The sequence below is a fragment of the Nocardia sp. NPDC004860 genome (genome assembly GCF_040609015.1).
In the GTDB taxonomy this organism is placed as follows: domain Bacteria; phylum Actinomycetota; class Actinomycetes; order Mycobacteriales; family Mycobacteriaceae; genus Nocardia.
Genome location: NZ_JBEXJI010000006.1, coordinates 60,895 through 77,788 on the forward strand (window position 1 = coordinate 60,895; position 16,894 = coordinate 77,788).

General features: G+C 67.0%; 17 protein-coding genes, 1 tRNA gene and 1 pseudogene. 7 read left to right on the plus strand and 12 right to left on the minus strand.

What is annotated here, in order from left to right; translation table 11 throughout:
* The first annotated feature begins 81 nt into the window (after window positions 1-81).
* On the plus strand, window positions 82-1,635 hold the full coding sequence (locus tag ABZV44_RS14785) for a phospholipid carrier-dependent glycosyltransferase (protein ID WP_354836549.1): 1,554 nt from the start codon (window positions 82-84) through the stop codon (window positions 1,633-1,635).
* Between the two features lie 101 nt (window positions 1,636-1,736).
* Here the strand turns inward: ABZV44_RS14785 and ABZV44_RS14790 are convergent, their stop codons facing one another.
* Entirely contained in the window at window positions 1,737-2,111 is a 375-nt protein-coding gene (locus ABZV44_RS14790) for a GntR family transcriptional regulator (RefSeq protein WP_354836130.1), read from the minus strand.
* 7 nt (window positions 2,112-2,118) lie between these two features.
* Complete coding sequence (arcA, locus tag ABZV44_RS14795; protein ID WP_354836132.1) at window positions 2,119-3,348, minus strand: arginine deiminase; 1,230 nt, start codon at window positions 3,346-3,348, stop codon at window positions 2,119-2,121.
* Window positions 3,349-3,459: 111 nt separating this feature from the next.
* On the opposite strand from arcA, the gene soxR reads away from it, so the two are divergent.
* Complete coding sequence (gene soxR, locus ABZV44_RS14800) at window positions 3,460-3,966, plus strand: redox-sensitive transcriptional activator SoxR (protein WP_354836134.1); 507 nt, start codon at window positions 3,460-3,462, stop codon at window positions 3,964-3,966.
* Here the strand turns inward: soxR and ABZV44_RS14805 are convergent, their stop codons facing one another.
* The 7 genes from ABZV44_RS14805 to ABZV44_RS14835 all read right to left on the minus strand — a co-directional run bounded on the left by ABZV44_RS14805 (window position 3,967) and on the right by ABZV44_RS14835 (window position 11,632).
* On the minus strand, window positions 3,967-4,815 hold the full coding sequence (locus ABZV44_RS14805) for an SDR family oxidoreductase (protein WP_354836136.1): 849 nt from the start codon (window positions 4,813-4,815) through the stop codon (window positions 3,967-3,969).
* Between the two features lie 187 nt (window positions 4,816-5,002).
* Window positions 5,003-6,805: a sensor domain-containing phosphodiesterase gene (locus ABZV44_RS14810; RefSeq protein WP_354836138.1), complete on the minus strand. Its 1,803-nt coding sequence runs from the start codon at window positions 6,803-6,805 to the stop codon at window positions 5,003-5,005.
* An 85-nt stretch (window positions 6,806-6,890) separates the two neighbouring features.
* A complete protein-coding gene (locus tag ABZV44_RS14815) occupies window positions 6,891-9,035 on the minus strand; it encodes an Rv1355c family protein (protein ID WP_354836551.1) in 2,145 nt (714 codons plus the stop codon).
* 2 nt (window positions 9,036-9,037) lie between these two features.
* Entirely contained in the window at window positions 9,038-9,787 is a 750-nt protein-coding gene (locus ABZV44_RS14820; protein WP_354836140.1) for a hypothetical protein, read from the minus strand.
* A gap of 247 nt (window positions 9,788-10,034) precedes the next feature.
* The gene (locus ABZV44_RS14825; RefSeq protein WP_354836142.1) at window positions 10,035-10,469 is read right to left on the minus strand and encodes an effector binding domain-containing protein; all 435 of its coding nucleotides are present in this window, start codon (window positions 10,467-10,469) and stop codon (window positions 10,035-10,037) included.
* Window positions 10,466-10,909, minus strand: coding sequence for a GyrI-like domain-containing protein (locus ABZV44_RS14830; RefSeq protein ID WP_040861458.1), 444 nt, complete (start codon window positions 10,907-10,909; stop codon window positions 10,466-10,468). Before ABZV44_RS14830 ends, ABZV44_RS14825 begins: the two co-directional genes overlap by 4 nt.
* Window positions 10,910-11,038: 129 nt before the next feature.
* A complete protein-coding gene (locus ABZV44_RS14835) occupies window positions 11,039-11,632 on the minus strand; it encodes a TRIC cation channel family protein (RefSeq protein ID WP_354836144.1) in 594 nt (197 codons plus the stop codon).
* A gap of 183 nt (window positions 11,633-11,815) precedes the next feature.
* Between ABZV44_RS14835 and ABZV44_RS14840 the strand changes: the two genes are divergently transcribed.
* The 3 genes from ABZV44_RS14840 (at window position 11,816) to ABZV44_RS14850 (ending at window position 13,852) form a co-directional block, all read left to right on the plus strand.
* On the plus strand, window positions 11,816-12,538 hold the full coding sequence (locus ABZV44_RS14840; RefSeq protein ID WP_354836146.1) for a uracil-DNA glycosylase: 723 nt from the start codon (window positions 11,816-11,818) through the stop codon (window positions 12,536-12,538).
* A gap of 445 nt (window positions 12,539-12,983) precedes the next feature.
* Window positions 12,984-13,577, plus strand: coding sequence for a TetR/AcrR family transcriptional regulator (locus ABZV44_RS14845; RefSeq protein ID WP_354836553.1), 594 nt, complete (start codon window positions 12,984-12,986; stop codon window positions 13,575-13,577).
* Between the two features lie 199 nt (window positions 13,578-13,776).
* Window positions 13,777-13,852: transfer RNA gene (locus ABZV44_RS14850), tRNA-Ala, on the plus strand.
* 571 nt (window positions 13,853-14,423) lie between these two features.
* Here ABZV44_RS14850 and ABZV44_RS14855 read toward each other — a convergent pair.
* The 3 genes and pseudogenes from ABZV44_RS14855 to ABZV44_RS14865 form a co-directional block, all read right to left on the minus strand.
* A pseudogene (locus ABZV44_RS14855) lies at window positions 14,424-14,891 on the minus strand (recombinase family protein); the annotation flags it as partial.
* A gap of 27 nt (window positions 14,892-14,918) precedes the next feature.
* Window positions 14,919-15,260 (minus strand): hypothetical protein, encoded by a 342-nt coding sequence (locus tag ABZV44_RS14860; RefSeq protein ID WP_354836148.1) that lies wholly within the window; start codon window positions 15,258-15,260, stop codon window positions 14,919-14,921.
* A 12-nt stretch (window positions 15,261-15,272) separates the two neighbouring features.
* Window positions 15,273-15,521, minus strand: a complete 249-nt coding sequence (locus ABZV44_RS14865; RefSeq protein ID WP_354836150.1) for a hypothetical protein — start codon at window positions 15,519-15,521, stop codon at window positions 15,273-15,275.
* Between the two features lie 121 nt (window positions 15,522-15,642).
* Between ABZV44_RS14865 and ABZV44_RS14870 the strand changes: the two genes are divergently transcribed.
* Window positions 15,643-16,596 (plus strand): helix-turn-helix transcriptional regulator, encoded by a 954-nt coding sequence (locus tag ABZV44_RS14870; RefSeq protein WP_354836152.1) that lies wholly within the window; start codon window positions 15,643-15,645, stop codon window positions 16,594-16,596.
* Window positions 16,586-16,795: a DUF397 domain-containing protein gene (locus ABZV44_RS14875; protein WP_354836154.1), complete on the plus strand. Its 210-nt coding sequence runs from the start codon at window positions 16,586-16,588 to the stop codon at window positions 16,793-16,795. The genes ABZV44_RS14870 and ABZV44_RS14875 overlap by 11 nt, the downstream gene beginning before the upstream one ends.
* Window positions 16,796-16,894: the final 99 nt, after the last annotated feature.

Consider the following 16,894-nt stretch of genomic DNA (forward strand, 5'->3'; position numbering starts at 1 on the left):
GGGCGGGTACCGCTTACGATCGACGGCGTGACCCAGGTGACCGACGTGCGACCGGCAGCGGTGGGGGCGGAGACGGCGGCGCTGTCGAGTCCGGCTCCGCTGGTGCCCTCACCCGATTTCGGGCCCACGGACTGGGCTCGGGGGTGGGTGGTCACGCTGTTCCTCACAGCCATCGCCGCCGTCACCCGGTTCCTGTTCCTGAACTATCCGACCGATCTGCACACGCCCGTCTTCGACGAGAAGCACTACGCGCCGCAGGGCTGGCAGGTGCTCACCGGCGGCGGCGTGGAGGACAACCCGGGCTACGGGCTGGTGGTGCACCCGCCGGTGGGCAAGCAGATGATCGCGCTGGGCGAGGCCATCTTCGGCTACTCCCCCTGGGGATGGCGGTTCACCGCGGCCGTCTCCGGAACCCTGATCGTGCTGCTGGTGATCCGCATCGTCCGGCGGATGACCCGGTCCACGCTGATCGGCGCGTTCGCGGGCATTCTGATCATCTGCGACGGGCTCACCTTCGTGTCCTCCCGCATCGGCATGCTCGACATCTTCCAAGCGCTGTTCGTGACAGCGGCTTTCGGCTGCCTGGTGGTGGACCGCGACGACATCCGGGCGCGCATCGCGCTGGTGGCCGCGCAGGGCCGCATCGACGACAGCCCATACGGGCCGCGTTTCGGGGTGCGCTGGTGGCGCTTCGGCGCGGGCGTCCTGCTCGGGCTGGCCTGCGGCACCAAATGGTCCGGCGCGTACTGGATCATCGGTTTCGCCGCGCTGGCACTGGCCTTCGATCTCTCGGCCCGCCGCGGCTACCGGGTGCAGCGGCCGTGGTGGGGTGTGGCCAGACGGGATCTCGGGCCCACCGTCTACGCGCTCGGCGTGATCCCGGTATTCGTGTACCTGGCCTCCTTCTGGGGCTGGTTCGCCAGCGAGACCAGCTACGACCGGTACGCGGTCGGGGTGAAGGTCGGACGCGGCGGCGACTTCTCCTGGGTACCGAGCGCACTGCGGGGACTCTGGTACTACGGCGGCGAGGTGCTCACCTTCCACTCGCAGCTCACCAATTCCGCCGGCAATCACCATCCCTGGGAATCCAAGCCGTGGACCTGGCCCATGGGCCTGCGGCCGATGCTCTACTACTACGCCGACACCAATGTGACCGGCTGCGGCCAGCCCACCTGCGTGAAGGCCGTGATGGCGATCGGCACCCCCGCGCTGTGGTGGGTGGCCTTCCCCATGCTGGCGTGGGCGCTGTGGCGCAGCGCGGTGCGCCGCGACTGGCGCTACGCGGCGGTCCTGGTCGGCTACGGCGCGGGCATCCTGCCCTGGTTCCTGGACCTCGACCGCCAGATGTACTACTTCTACGCGGTGCCGCTGGCCCCGTTCCTGGCCATGGGTGTGGCGCTGGCGCTCGGCGACATCCTCGGCCACGCCCCACCCGTCGGGCGACGGCTGTCGGGAGCCCCCGGCTGGCAACACTTCACGCCGCTCAGTGAGCGACAAGGCCTGGGCCTGCTACTGGTCAGCCTCTACCTGGCACTGGTCATCGCCAATTTCATCTGGCTCTGGCCGATCCTGACCGCCCAGGCCATCACCCCGGGCAACTGGCACGACCACCTGTGGCTCCCGAGCTGGCGGTAGGACTGACGTCAGGTCGTGGGGGCCAGCCCCCACACCCCGAAAAGACTTGGGGGCCGAGCCCCCGAACCCCACGTAAGTTGCTCGGCGCGGATCCGCCGAAACTAGGGAGCAGTAGGAGTTTCGCCGAGCGCCGCGTGCAGATAGCGGACGGCTGCCGTGTCATCGAGACCGAGTCGGCGAATCACCGCGACGTATTCGGTGGCCGCGCGGCCGGCCAGGTCGCGGGTGGGGTCGCCGGAGGAGGCGATGAAAGAGCCCAGGCGGCCGCGGGTTTCGAGAACGCCGTCCTGCTCGAGCTCCCGGTAGGCGCGGGCCACGGTATTCGGGGCCAGCTTCAGCGTCGCCGCCAGCGCCCGGACCGTGGGGATCTTGGTCCCGGCGGCCAGTTCGCCGGAACGGACCCGGGCGATGATGCCCTGGCGCAGCTGCTCGTAGGGCGGGACCGTCGAGTGGTGGTCGACCGGGATGTCCAGCATGGCTTCATCACACCTCGTCACGCGACAGCGGGCAGGACAGGCAGCGCGGACCGCCACGGCCGGAACCCAATTCGGAGCCGGGGATGCGCAGCACCTCGATTCCGGCGTCTTCGAGCCGCGCATTGGTGTTCTCGTTGCGCTCGTAAGCGACCACCACGCCGGGGGCCAGGGCGAGGGTGTTGTTGCCGTCGTCCCACTGCTCCCGCTCGGCGGTGACGCCGTCCAGGCCGGTGTCGACCACCCGCAGCTTGCCGATACCCATGGCCTCGGCCGCCACGCGCAGGAAGGGATCCGGGCCCGAGATACTCACCCCGTGCCCCTCCTCCTTGCGAATAGTGAAGGCGCACAACTCATCCTGGATGGCCGGGTACATGACCACCGCGTCGACGTCCACCATGGTGCAGACGGTGTCGAGATGCATGGTCGCCCGGGTCTGGGCGATCGGCACCACGAGCACGGTGCGCGCCAGATCGTCCTCGAACAGGCTGCGCGCCAAGGCTTCCGCGCCCGCCGCCGTGGTGCGCTCCCCCACCCCGACCGCCACCACGCCCGGCGCGAGCAGCAGCACGTCGCCACCCTCGATCGGCGCGGTGTGCGATTCGTAGGCTCGCCGCACGCCCAGGAAGCGGGGGTGGAACGCGTAAATCAGGTCGGTGAGCGAGGTTTCGCGGGCGCGGGCCGGCAGCGCCAGCGAGGTGATGGCCACCCGCGGCCCGATCCAGAAGGAGGAGTCCCGGGTGAACAGCAGATTGGGCAGCGGGTCGATGACGAAGTCGTGCCCGTGGTGCATGCGCCGCACCAGTGAGGTGGCATCCGCCCCGAAGGGCAGCTCGTCGAATGTCATGCCGGACATGAGGATCTGCGCCAGTTCCGGCGCGGGCACTCCGCGCAGGTAGGCCGCCAGCTCGTCGGCGAGTAGGTGCCCGAGCCGCCGCGCGTCCACCGCACCCGAGATGCCCTGTATCCGCGCGGCGCCGCTGACCTGGATGGTCTCGGTCAGCACATCGGCCAGCAGCAGCACCTCCACGCCACGCCCGCGCAACACCCCGGCGAAGATGTCGTGTTCCTGCTGGGCACGCTCGACCCAGGGAATGGCGTCGAAGAGCAACTGGTCGTTGTTGCGCGGGGTGAGCCGGCGCAGCTCGTCGCCCGGCCGGTGTAACAGCACCGTGCGCAGCGCGCCGACCTCCGAGGTCACGGAAAACGGTCGCGCCGTGGGTGCGGCCTTTGTTCCCATGACACGACGGTAGTTCCCCGCGGCACGGATGGCATGGAATTCGCGACTCGAGTCGCACCCTGGGAGAACCCTGGAGTCGCACCGGCGAAAAACCTGGAGTAATGTTCAGGTATGCAGACCGCGTCGTGGCAGGCGAAGGAGCTGACTCCCGGTCAGCTCGCTCAGCGAGCCGGAGTTTCGGTGTCCGCCTTGCATTTCTACGAACGAGAGGGCCTGATCACGGCCCGCCGCACCAGCGGGAATCAGCGCCGCTACCCCCGGGAAACCCTGCGCCGGGTGGCCTTCATCCGCATCTCACAGCGGGTCGGCATTCCGCTGGCCGAGATCCGCCGCGCCCTCGACAACCTCCCCGACGGCCGCAACCCCACCCGCCGCGACTGGGAGACCCTTTCCACCACGTGGCGCGCCGACCTGGACGACCGCATCGAACAGCTGGTCCGGCTGCGCGACAACCTCACCGGCTGCATCGGCTGCGGCTGCCTCTCGCTGGGCGTCTGCAAGATCTTCAATGCCCACGACCACCTCGGCGACGAGGGCCCCGGCGCGCGCGTGCTGGACACCCACGCCGCCGAGAACTGCGCCAAGGCTGTCTGCGCCGGCATGCCCGACCAGGCGTGACTACTTGCGCGGCAGGAACGAGGTGAACAGGTCGTTCGCGCGGCGCATGGCGAACTCGTAGGGCCAGGCGAACTTGCGGGACCACCAATAGCCGAACCGGATGTCGAACTGGGTGTGGATCAGGTAGGTGCCCTTCTCGACACCGCGCAGGATCGCCTCGGCCACCTGGTCGGGCGACTTGGCGTGGTGGCGGAAGCGCTTGATCCAGGCCTGGATTCGCGGGTCGTCGCGATCCACGCCGACGATGTCCACGGTCTGCACCAGCGGCGTGTCGACCGCGCCGGGCACCACCAGGTGGACGTCGATGTCGTGGCGCGCCAGATCGAAGCGCAGCACCTCCGACACGCCGCGCAGGCCGAACTTGCTGGCGCTGTAGGCGGCATGCCAGGGGAAGGCCATCAGACCGGCGGCCGAGGACACATTGACCAGCGCACCACCACGTTTCGCCTCGATCATGGGCGGCACGAAGTTCTCGATGACATGGATGGGTCCCATGAGGTTCACATCGACCAGGCGTTTCCAGTGGCGGTGCTCGAGGTTCTCCACCGTCCCCCAGGTGGAGATGCCGGCGATGTTCATCACCACATCCAGCGAGCCGAGCTCCTCGTGCACCTTCTCCGCGAAGGCGGTGACGGCGTCGTAGTCGCTGATGTCGAGGGCGGTGGCGACCTCGACGATGCCGCCGGTGGAACGGATGGTTTCGACGGTCGCGTCCAGCCCCTCGGCATTGACGTCGGTGAGCACCAGCCGCGCGCCCTTGCGGGCCGCCGCGAGTGCCGTCGCCCGGCCGATGCCGCTCGCCGCGCCGGTAATCAAAGTCTTCTTGCCCCTCAGGCTACGATCACGCACGTCGATCCATCCCTCACTTCGACAGCCCTGTCAGACCGCACGCTACTACGCGAACAATCCTGTTCGCGAGTCGGGCGCATACCCGTTACGCCCCTATTTTCCTGGGCGCACGCACCCCGGTCCGGGATTCCGCGCACGGTGCGGGGACGTTAGGGAGTCGTGCCCATCCGGACCGCCGGACCGTGACTCAGGACGGCCCCGGCAGCACCGACCGGCTGGTCCCCGGCAGGTCCAGATCCAGCGCGATCCGCCCCGCCGCCAGATGCTCCTCGACCTCCCCGCCCGGCATCGGCCGCGCGATCAGGAACCCCTGCGCGCGGTAGCAGCCCAGCGCCACCAGCGTGCGCGCCGCCACGGTGGTCTCGACGCCCTCGCCGACCACCCCGAGACCGAACGAACCCGCCAGCCCCACAATCGATTTCACGATCGCCAGATCATCGGCGCTGGCGCCCAGCCGCTGCACGAAACCCCGGTCGATCTTCACCGCGTCCACCGGCAGCGCCTTCAGGTGCGACAGCGAGGAGTACCCCGTCCCGAAGTCGTCGATGGCGATCTGCACACCCATCCGCTTCAACCCGCGCAGGGTCACCTGCGTGCGCGCAAGATCCTGCACCACAACATGTTCGGTGATCTCCAGGCACACCGACGACCCGTCGATGCCGTACCGCCGCAGGATCCCCTCGATGGTCTCCACGAAATCCAGCGAAACCAGCTGCACCGGAGACACATTGATCCGGATCACCACATTCGACGCCAGCCCCCGCCGCCGCCACTGCGCGAATTGCTCGGCGGCCGTGCGAATCACCCAGCGACCCAGCTCCCCCGCCAGATTGGTGGCCTCCGCGACACCCACGAACGCACCGGGCGGCAGCAGCCCGCGCGTCGGATGCTGCCAGCGCACCAGGGCCTCCAGCGCGACCACCCGGCCGGTGCGCAGATCCACCTCGGGCTGATAGTGCAGCACCAGCGAACCGTCCGACACCGCGCCGCGCAGATTCAACTCCACGTCGTCCTGCAGCTCGAACTGCGCGCGCATGGCATCGGTGAACACCGCGACCCCGTTGCCGCCGCTCGACTTGGCCGACAGCAGCGCGTGATCCGCACGCCGCAGCACATCGGCGACCGTGGTCTCGCCCGGAATGCCGAGCGCCACGCCGACGCTCGCGCCCCGGCTCACCGTCTCCTCGCCGACGGTCACCCGCCGCGCGATGAGCTGCTGAATCCGGCTCGCCTCCCGCTCGGCCGCCGCCGCGTCCATCGGCTTGGCCGGCACGATCACGAACTCGTCGCCACCCAGCCGGGCGATCACGTCACCCGGATCCAGATTCTCGCGCAACCGCGTGGCGAGCGTGCGGATGAAATTGTCCCCGGCCGTGTGCCCGAGAAAGTCGTTGAGCGCCTTCAGCCGATCCAGATCCAGGAAGAACGCCGCCACCGGCCCCGGCCGTCCGGGCCTGAGCCGCTCCTCCATGTGCTCGAGCAGCGCCCGCCGATTCGCCAGTCCGGTCAGATCATCGTGCATGGCGATATATCTGAGCCGTTCCTCGGCCACCACGCGCGCCTGCAACTGTGCGAACAGCGCGGCAATCGCCTTGAGGACATTGAGTTCGCGAGTGCTCCACTCGCGGTCGCCCTCTTTGATGAAGCCGAGCAGCCCCGTCGCCTGGCCGCGTGACACCAGCGGCACCGCGGCGGCGGAGACGGCTTCGATACCGGCCGCCTGGTGGATCAGACGCTGATAGTCGGCGAATTCCGGGATGGGCCTGATGATGATCGGCTCGGTGGTATCGCCGAACCGGGTCAGCGCCGCGGTGGGGTCGTCGAGGTTGGCCACCTGCAGTGGATCGTCGGTTTCCGGAACCGCCCGATGCGGCCACTCCGCGATGAGCACCGATGCGAGCCGAGCCTCATCGGTGAAGCGCAGAAAGCTGAAATCGACATCGAAGTGCTCCACCAGCCAGGCCAGCACCCGTTCACTCGCGGCCGCCATCGTAGACGCATCGACCGCCATCAACTCCGAGGCGACCTGGGTCACCAATGAGTCGAGCGTTCGCCGAGGCACTTCTTCTCCGATCTCAATTGCCGCGCGTGGTAGCGCCCGGTATTGGACGTCGCCTGCTGCGGACCGCGGGCTCCGACGCATACCCGAGACGCAGTACCAACGCCATCGTTTCGTGCCCAGGCACTTCCAACAGCTCCAGGAAGCTGCCTTGAAGTGACGTTAGTGTATCGGCGAACTCCGGGGAAACCGTATGTAGTTCCTCGGGGCGTCGTGCATAAAGAAACACGGGTGACACCGGTTGAACAGCGAGACCGTACTGTTCCGCGGCGATCCAGAGACGCTGAAGCGCCTCGCCGGCGCGCGCGTACGCGACGAGTTCCGACGGGTCCAGCGGCGGCTTCGGAAAGGTCAGGGCTACCACGGCCGAACTGGTCTGCATCTTCGCCAGCGCGTCTTCCACCAGCGCGGTGCCACCCGACCACGACCGCAGCTGGGCCATCACGTCCGCGCGAACGGCGATCTCGAGCTTGGCCAGCTCGTCGGGTTGGAGATCCAGCGTGCGCAGATCCATCCCGGTCCGTAGATCATCGCCGGGCCAGCGCAGCTCGGAGGTCATCTCCAGGTGCATGTCCGGCGTCAGGTAGCGGGTCCGCTCGGACTCGGCGAGGATCCGCGCGGCGGAGTCGATTCGCCGCCGATCGGTGACCATGCGGAGCGTCGCGCCGGCCCGGGTCACGGCTTCGTGAAGTCCGTCCAATATCTCGTCCGGTATCGGCGCGCCGGTCCCACCGCCCCGATTGGTGTGCCGGGCAAGCAGCGCCCGGTAGCTATCGGAGAGCTCGGGATCAGTGCCCGACCCCAACCGCAGCACGGCGGTGAGCAGTTCCGAATCGCAGGTGCGCAGTTCGCTCTCACCGAGCAGACCGTGCGCGGCAGCCGCGACACGGGCGTTGAACAGCGCCGCACCGACCGCCAGTGCGCTGCCCCGATACCCGATGTCCATCATCGAAGAGTGTTGGGGCGCAAGGGTGATCGTCACCTCGCCCCAATCTGCGCGCAGTGCCCAGGGCTGCGCGTTACCACCCGAGGGCGCCCGCTGCGCACACTCGAGCACCGCCGCGATGCCGGATTCCGGCCGAGGGTCGTCCGGTTCGTCCGGCCACACCAGTTCCTTGCGCACCTCGGGCTCGGTGATCTCGTCCAGGCTCTTTTCGATATCGACGCGGGTGCGTCCCGACCGCAGCGGCTGCCCGAGTCCGATCCTTCGCACCGCGGCGGCGACATTGGAACCACCGAGCTGCACGTCGGACGCCAGTTGCGGCCAGCTGTTGAGGGTCTGGCCGATCTCCACCATGCTCGCCGCGAGCGTCGCAGAGAGATTGCGCCCGTCCAGAACTCGAACCATGAGGGGTGTTTTGTCGCGGGTGGACAGCCCGCGCAGCTCAGCGGCGGTGACACCGCCGAGCAAACCGTGGAAGGGCTCACGCTCCGGTTCCAGATCGAAGCGCTCGACATCGAGCAGACCGCGGTCGCTGGAATGCATCACCAGCGGAAGCCGGAGCCGACGGGCGCCTTCGCGCACGGCGAGCTTGATATCGAACGAATCGCACTCCTCCACAACGATATCCAGGCCGGTGAGGAAGGCGTCCATGTTCTCGTCGTCGAGCCCGGCCGGAAGGATCTCCACGGGCAGATACGGGTCCAGTTCCGCGATCCGGCGGGCCGCGACGACTGCCTTGTTGGCGCCGATGTCGAACAGGGTGCCCGGGAGGCGGTTCAGGTTCGAGAGCTCGACGGTGTCGAAGTCCGCCAGCCGCAGCAGACCGCAGGTGCCCTCCATGGCCAGCATGTGCGCCACGGCGTGACCGACGCTCTGCCCGACCACCCCGATCGCCTGGGCGCCGAGGGTCTGCTGCTCCGCGCGGGTGAGGTTGTTGCGATTCCGGTCGAGCCGGACAGCGCGGAGCAATTGCGGGCCGGGCAGCGCGATTACGGCCCGCCGCCACGGATAATGAACCCAGCGATCCGATTCCGATGTTTCGGACAATTCTGGCGGAGCCACCAGACTCGCGAACTCGGCCCGCAGTCCGTCTCGCAAGTCCCGAGACTCGATGGCCGGATTCGCCAGCAGTTCAGCAAGTCGCGCGGCCTGCCCGGAATCGGATTCATCGAGCAGTACCGGCCGATAAGACTCGCCCGATACTTCGTTTTCGATCATGTTTAGGCCGAGCCCTGGGCTGAAGTCCAGGCAACGCGCGGCAAAAGGCCATTCTGCGTCAGTTGGGACAATTCGAGATCGAGCAACCGAGCCTGCGATTCGGTGGCCACCGAATTGTAAGTCTCCATATCCCACCAGATCGCGAACGTACGATAACGATCGTCCGGATAGGATGACGGCGGAATCCACCAGGCCACATTCGCCCCGCTGCCACGATAGAGATTCAGCGCGTGCTCGGGCGAATGCGCACTCGTGTAGCGGACCCCCAGCAGCAACGCGGCATGAACGCACGCCCTGGCCATCCAGTCGGCCAGCGCATGACGGTGTGGGGAGTCGCGAGCGGCCCAACCGGCCTTGCACTCGATCACACCGTCAGGGATCTGATCGGCCACCAAGCGCCGGAAGGCCGAGCCGCCTTCCAACCCCGCCCAGCTCGCGACGGCGCGCATCTCGTCGACCTGCTTGTGCGGCCCCTCTGCCCGGACCCCGGCGACCACCCGACCGTCGGCATCCAGCGCCACGAGGAAGAGGGAGGTGGAGAGGCCGTCGATCACCTTGTGGTACTCGAGCGCCTCCTCGGCGCCGAACCGCCGATATGCCTCGAGCGCACCATCCATGTTCTGGCGCCACAGGCCCGGATCGGCCTCCGGAGGACCCACCAGGATGGTGTATCCCGTTTTCGGCTCCCGAAATCGGAGCATGCCGTGACCAGGGCCTTGCGCCGGGACGCGCTCGATCGGTTCGACTGCCATACAGTTCCACTCCACTAAAAACGACCCGCGCGACTGCTGCGCCTCCGCCCGATACGGTCATGCATCAACCGCCGTCGGACGTGGGCGCCTAGGGGAGTATCCGTCAGCCAACTGAAATTGTCCAGGCAACCGCAAATGTCCCGAAACCCAAACGTGGTTCCAGTAATCCCCCCGGTCAAACCATTGCTATCAATCATGAAATACAACGACAAGACCGGTTGGTACCCATTGGGTTAATAGTGAGCAATCACACCAGGATGGAGATGAAAAGCTCCAGCTCGGTCGTGCCGTGCCAGATCTCGATCTCCTCGCGGTAGGCGCGGGTGATCTCGGCGGAAGCGGTCGCGTCGTCGACCTGAGCCCAGACGTCCTCGGCCGGATCGTGATAGTCGCCATTGGGCCGGAAGCGGGCGTAGACGCCCTTGGGGACGCGGATGAGGACGTCGCCGACCGGGACGTCGTCGGGACCCTTGTACTCGTAGGAGACCAGCACGTTGTAGTTGCCGGCGGGGTCGGGAACGTAGACGGTGGCCAGCGGGCGCTCGGCGCCCTCCCGGTCACGCAGGCGGTCGCGCAGGAACTCGATGAGCTCGCTGTTGGAGACCTTGAAACTGGGGCGCACCCGCGGAACCACCAGGCCGCCGTAGACCCCGCCGGGCCGGACCACGATCGAATAGGTCATGACGGCTCGACCGCCAGGTACAAATCGATCTTGTACGCGTGCGGGTAGGTCTCGAAGTCGCCGGTGTGAATGCGCTTGATCTGCTTGTGTTCCTCCGCGTAGGCGATTTGCGTCCACAGATCCGTCATCACCTGGGGGAAGTTGCCGACCGAGGAGAAGCGGGCGTAGGTGCCGCGCGGTAGGCGGGCCACCACGTGGCCGCGGGTCACCTCGTCGAGCGAGCCGCACTGGTAGCCGACGATCTGGGTGTTGTAGGTGCCGAGCTCGGCCGCGTAGTCGGTGTAGGCCGAGGCCAGCGGACCACCGAGTTCCTGGTGCAGGACCGCGGCCCAGGCCACTTCGAGATCGTGGTCGCGCAGTTCACCGAGGGCACGTTTGGGACTGCGCACCGGCAACCCGGCAACCCACGTCTCGTCCCGCTCGACGATCTCGAACTGCATTGGATGGAAACTCTCTCGAGGTGTGGTTCACAGCCAGTCGGCCAAGCCTTCGCCATGCTATCAATCAGCCCGGACCGTACCCGGCGACACGACAGAGGTGCTGGCCTCCCCCGCGCGCGGGCGCGTCGCTCACCCGTCGCGGCGGCGGTGCGGGCGGGCCATCGGGGCGTGCCAGTGCCGGAACAGCGCGATCAAGCGCAGGCCGACCGCGCCCGCCCCCGCCAAACCGCCGGTCCAGTACGTGTATTGGCCGTAGTGCAGCAGCAGCGCCGTCGCCACGGAACCGAGCAGGGCCGGCACGGCGTACAACTCGCCGTCGCTGAGCACGCTGGGGGTGACACCGGCCAGGACATCGCGGATCACACCGCCGCCCACCGCGGTCACCAGGCCCAGCGCCGCCGAGGAGGTCGCCGACATGCCGTGCTGGAACGCGGTCACGGTGCCGGTCACACAGAAGATGCCGAGGCCGATGGCGTCGGCGATATTCAGCGGGGTGCGGACCAGGCGCACCGGCGGATGCCAGAAGAAGATGACGGCCGCGGCCAGCAGGGCGACTCCGGCATAGGAGACCTGGACGAAAGCCAGCGGCGGGGTGCGGCCGATGACGAGGTCGCGGATCACACCGCCGCCGGTGGCGGTGGCGACCGCGAGCACCGCGATGCCCACCACATCGAAGCGGCGACGCACCGCGAGCAGCGCGCCCGACACTCCGAATGCAAACACGCCCAGCAGGTTTCCCACACTCTGTGCCGCGTCGACAGGGGTACCAAGTTCGACGAGATCACTCACCTGTGGCCCACTTCCGTTTCCATCGCTAACTTTCGGCTACCGGCGCACAGTATGCCCGGCCCGCCACACCGGCACTCCGCCGCACGGTCGGTGCGGCTTTGTGGTTGAGTCGCCCCTGTGTGCCGCACAATTGCCCAGCTAGAAGCGGAACTTACCGCGTGTCGAGACTGCCCTCGGCTGGTGGCATGGCGCGAGCAGGTCGCACACGAGAAGCGGGCCGCTTTCAGTGACGAGAATTACTGGGGCAAGCCTGTTCCCGGCTTCGGTCCCGCGGACGCCCGGCTGCTGATCGTGGGCCTGGCACCGGCCGCGCACGGCGGTAATCGCACCGGCCGCATGTTCACCGGCGACCGCAGCGGCGACGTCCTCATCGCCTGCATGCACGCCGCCGGTCTCGCCAACCAGCCCACCAGCGTCTCCGCCGACGACGGCCTGCGACTGCTCGGCACCCGCGTCACCGCCCCCGTGCACTGCGCCCCACCCGACAACAAACCCACCCCCACCGAGCGCGACACCTGCCGCCACTGGCTGACCACCGAATTGACCCTGCTGGCACCCACCCTCCGCGCGATCGTCGTCCTCGGCGGCTGGGGCTGGCAAGCCCTCCTGCCCGCCCTGGCCGAATCCGGCTGGGCCATACCCAAACCCAAGCCCCGCTTCACCCACGGCGCCCGAATCGAACTGGCCCCAGCCGTCCCCGGCCGCTCCCCCCTCCACCTGTTCGGCACCTACCACCCCTCCCAGCAGAACACCTTCACCGGCCGCCTCACCCCAGCCATGCTCGAGCAGGTCCTCACCGACGCCGCCCACGCCGCCGGCCTCCCCGTCCACCGCCCCTAGACCCGGCCGACCGCGGCGGGCAGGTCGATTCGGCTGTCCACGTCTGGCATTCAATGAGGTCACCAGCCCCGCAGCGGGCGACTCGGCTCGACTGTCCGGACTCGGCATCCAGCGAGATCGCCATCATCGAGCCCGGCGACACGATTCGACTGTCCCGACTCGACATCCAGCGAGATCGCCATCATCGAGCCCGGCGACACGATTCGACTGTCCCGACTCGACATCCAGCGAGATCACCATCATCGAGCCCGGCGACACGATTCGACTGTCCGGACTCGGCATTCACGAAGGTCTCCGGCGACGGTGCGGGTGGGTGCATCGGCCAGGGGCACGGCACTCTCGGTGGTGGGGTCGCCGGACCGGATACGATGCGGGCGTGAGCAGGGCCGATGACGAATCCGACCGGGAGGAGGCGGCTGCCGATGGGGCGGCCGGGGGTGTGAAGGTGCGCCGCAGCCGGGCCGGGACGCGACAACGGCTATTGGACGCGGCGTTCGAGGCCTTCGCCGAGGAGGGATTCGGCCGGTGTTCGGTCGAGCAGGTGTGTGAGCGGGCCGGATTCACACGGGGTGCGTTCTACTCGAACTTCACCTCGCTGGAGGAATTGTTCCTGGCCATGTGGGAGCAGCGATCGGCATCGATGCTGGCCGAAGCGGCAGCGATGCTCGATACGCCCGGCGGAGTGGGCGGCGATCCGCGGCGAGCGGTCGAGCAGGTGCTGGCGGCAGTTCCGGTGGATGACAAGTGGTTTCGAATCACCTCGGAATTCACCGCGCACGCCCTGCGCAATCCCGCGTTGCGACAGGTGATGGTGGCGCGAGAGGAGGCGATCGCCGCAGCACTCACCCCTGTGGTGGTCGCACTCATGCGCCGCAACGGCCGACGTGTACCGGATCCGGCGGCTCTTGGCCGGGCACTGGTGGCAGTGCACGACGGCACGCTGGGCCAGTGCCTGCTGGAACCGGACAACCCGGCAGTACGCGAGTACCGCCTCGACCTGTTCCTGCGAGTACTCGACTCCTACAGCGAGCCCATCTGAAAGCTCGGGCCGGCCGCTCATGAGCGAGCCCATCTGAGGGCTCGGGCCGGCGCTCACGCCTGAACGGAGTTCGGCGATGCCCCGGTCGCCGTGCGCCCGCCCACCCCTACATCCACAGAAACCCTCTCCAACCAGCCGATTCGTCGACTCCCCACCCCACCTGCTAAAGTTCTCCAGCGCGGGCCGGAAACGTCCCCGCGGGGCTATAGCGCAGTTGGTAGCGCGTCTCGTTCGCATCGAGAAGGTCAGGGGTTCGATTCCCCTTAGCTCCACCAGGTTTGCCATTGCGCGAACACCGTTTTCGGAGGCCCTGGCTGGCGGTTTATCGCCAGCCAGGGCCTTTTTCGTATCTGTGGCCCTTGCCGCCGTCGAACCGGTTCCAGATGTCGGGGGCTGGGGGATGCGGAAGACGGGGACGATCGTGGTGGGGCTGGTGATCTTGATTTCGGCGATGAGGGCTTCGACCAGCGCCTTGCGGGTCTGGTCGGTGCCGGAGCGGATGAGTTCGGCGATGTGGTCGGCAGTCTGCGTAAGAGTCGCGGGCGCGGGCACGGTCGGGGCGTCCTCCAGAGCGGCGCTCAGTTGATCGCGTCGGGTGGCGAGTTGGCGGGCGGTCTGGCGCAGGCTGGTGAGGCGGTCGCCGACGAGTTCGGCGTCCATACTGCCGTTTTCGAACGCGGTCAGGTACCGGTCGATCTTGGAGTTGGTTTCGGTGATCTTCGCCTGCGCGGCGGCCAGTTCAGCATGCTGGGCGTCGTATCCGGCGAGGTGCTGGCGTTGAGCGTGGGCGACCGCGTCGGCGATCAGCTGGTACTGGTTGCGGTAGAAGCGGGCGAGAGCGTCGAGCACGGCAGTCTCGACGTAGTCGGCATTGAGTCTCGCGCCACTACACACGCCGGAGTGGTAGCGGTTGCGGCTGTGGCAGGTGTAGTAGCGGTACACGTTGTTCTTGCCGTGGGCGCGGGTGCCGATCATGGCTTTGCGGCAGTCCGGGCAGCGCATGAGCCCGGTCAAGGTGTAGTCGGAGGCGTTGGAGCGGCGGTGGGCGTGGTCCTCGCCGCGGGCGGTGAGCAGGCGCGTGGCTTCGGCGAAGGTGTCGGTGTCGATGAGTGGTTCGTGGCAGTCGGTGACGGTGATGTCGCGGAAGGTGAGTTCGCCGATATAGATGCGGGAGGCCAGGATTCGCAGGATGTGAATGCCGGACCAGGTGCCGCCGGTGGAAGTGCGATGCCCTTGCTCGGTCAAAACCTTCGCGATGGTTTTGGAGCCGAGTCGTTCTCGGGTGTAGAGCCCGTAAATGCGTTGCACGATAGCGGCTTCGGTCGGGTTTGGGGAAGCTCCTCAACGCCGGTACGGCAAGGTGGCCAGTACGCCGAGTCCCGTCAATCGGGGGTTGTTCAGCGGCAAGACCGCATCCCAGTACTCGGCACGCACCGCATCCCATAGCGTGAAGTACTTGGGAAACCAATCTCGCGCCTGTGCCAGATCGGGCTGTGGTGTGCCGTCGCTGAAGTAGACAGTGCCAGGTGCACCACCGGGGAAGTCGGCAACCGATCCGTCCGCGCGAACCTGATAGGACGAGCGATGAGCGGATGCTTTGTCGGTGAACGACACCATGACGATGCGGTCCCCGGTGATCAGCCAGCTGGCTGATAGATCCTCAATCTCGGTGATGTGCAACATGTTTCGTTCCGCCTATTGGAAGTAGCGACCGCGGGTAGACAGGGTCCGTCGGCCGCGATCGGTGATTTCCCAGGTGCCGCGCCCACCGCGTCGCCGTCCCACGATCAGCCCCCGCGAGGACAATTTCGACACCGCATTTCGGGTGCGCCACATGGTCAGTTGCGCTGACTGTGCGATGGATTCGACGCCGAGAACCCCGCCGGGCGCGAGCGAAGCCAGCACCGCGACCTGCGCTTGATCGAGTCTGGTGGTTTTGGTCATGGGAAAACGATGAACCCGCTACGGACGGTTGTACGGCATCGGTGACGATCCTGTGGAAATGGCGTGAAACCGCAGCGTGCGATCGATTCCGGACCGTATCGTTGTCCCAGAATGGGAAATCATGGCGGCCGGACAGGGAGGACGGACCATCATGCCGGATGCCATAGCGGACCAAGACGGTCACACCGACGACACCGCCAGTAGTACCCTGCCGCGTCGACAGTTGGGCCGGATGCTGCGCGAGGCGCGCGAGGCGTCAGGAATGTCGTTGGAAGCGGCGTCCCGGTTGATGGAGTGGGGGAAGTCGACGCTGGGGCGGCTCGAGAAGGGGCAATCGGAGCGGGTACGGGTTCGTGAAGTGATAGGCCTGGGCGAGCTGTATGGGGTGAGCGAGGAGAAGATGGCCGCGCTCAAGGGCCTGGCCCAGCAGGCTCCGGCGCGGTCATGGTGGCACGCCTACGGTGACCTGATTCCGGCGAACTTCAACTTGTTCGTCGGATTGGAAGCCAGCGCAAGGGAACTGGCCTACTACCAGCCCCTGATCGTTCCCGGAATTCTCCAGACCGCCGACTATGCCCGAGCGCTGGACCGTCGGTTCTTCCCCCACGAGACCAACGCCGAGCTGGACCGCCGTATTGAACTGCGCCAGCAACGCCAGAATGTCATCCTGCGTAAACGGCAGCCCGCCAGCCTGATCACCGTCTTGAACGAGTCGGCGGTACGAACCCGTGTCGGTGACGGACACATCATGTCAGCGCAACTGCGCCGCTTGGCTGACCTCGGCACCCAGTCCAACATCCAGGTGCAGTTGCTGCCGTATCGCGCAGGGTTTCCGTTGGGAATGCCGCTGCCGTCCTTCACTATCCTCGATTTTGGCCGTGACCAGCGCGGGAAGCTCGTTGAGCCATCAGTGGTGTTTGCCGAGAGCTATACCGGTGCCATGTACTTCGAGCGGGTTGCCGATGTAGGAAGGTTCCGCACGGCGTTTCAAGAAGTCCTGAAAGCGACCTTGGGCGCGCGTCCGACCCGAGATCTGTTGCGAGAGATAGCAAGGGAGCATGAGAATGATCGTTGATCTGACCGGGGTCAGGTGGTTCAAGTCGAGTCACAGTTCTGGGGGGCAGGAGTGCGTGGAGGTCGCGTGGCTGGATGCCGGTGCGGTCGGCGTCCGTGACTCGAAGAACCCGTCTGGCCCGGCGTTGATCTTCACACTTGCTGAATGGAACGCCTTCACGACTGGAGTTAGGTGCGGAGAATTCAACGGCCCCAGTTGATTTCGATGTTCTTGTGAAGCATCGATCGGTCTGTCGGGAGGTCAGATCGATCCGGGATTTCCTGTAGTTGTGCCCGGATTCCTGTCCAAGCCGTTGCGG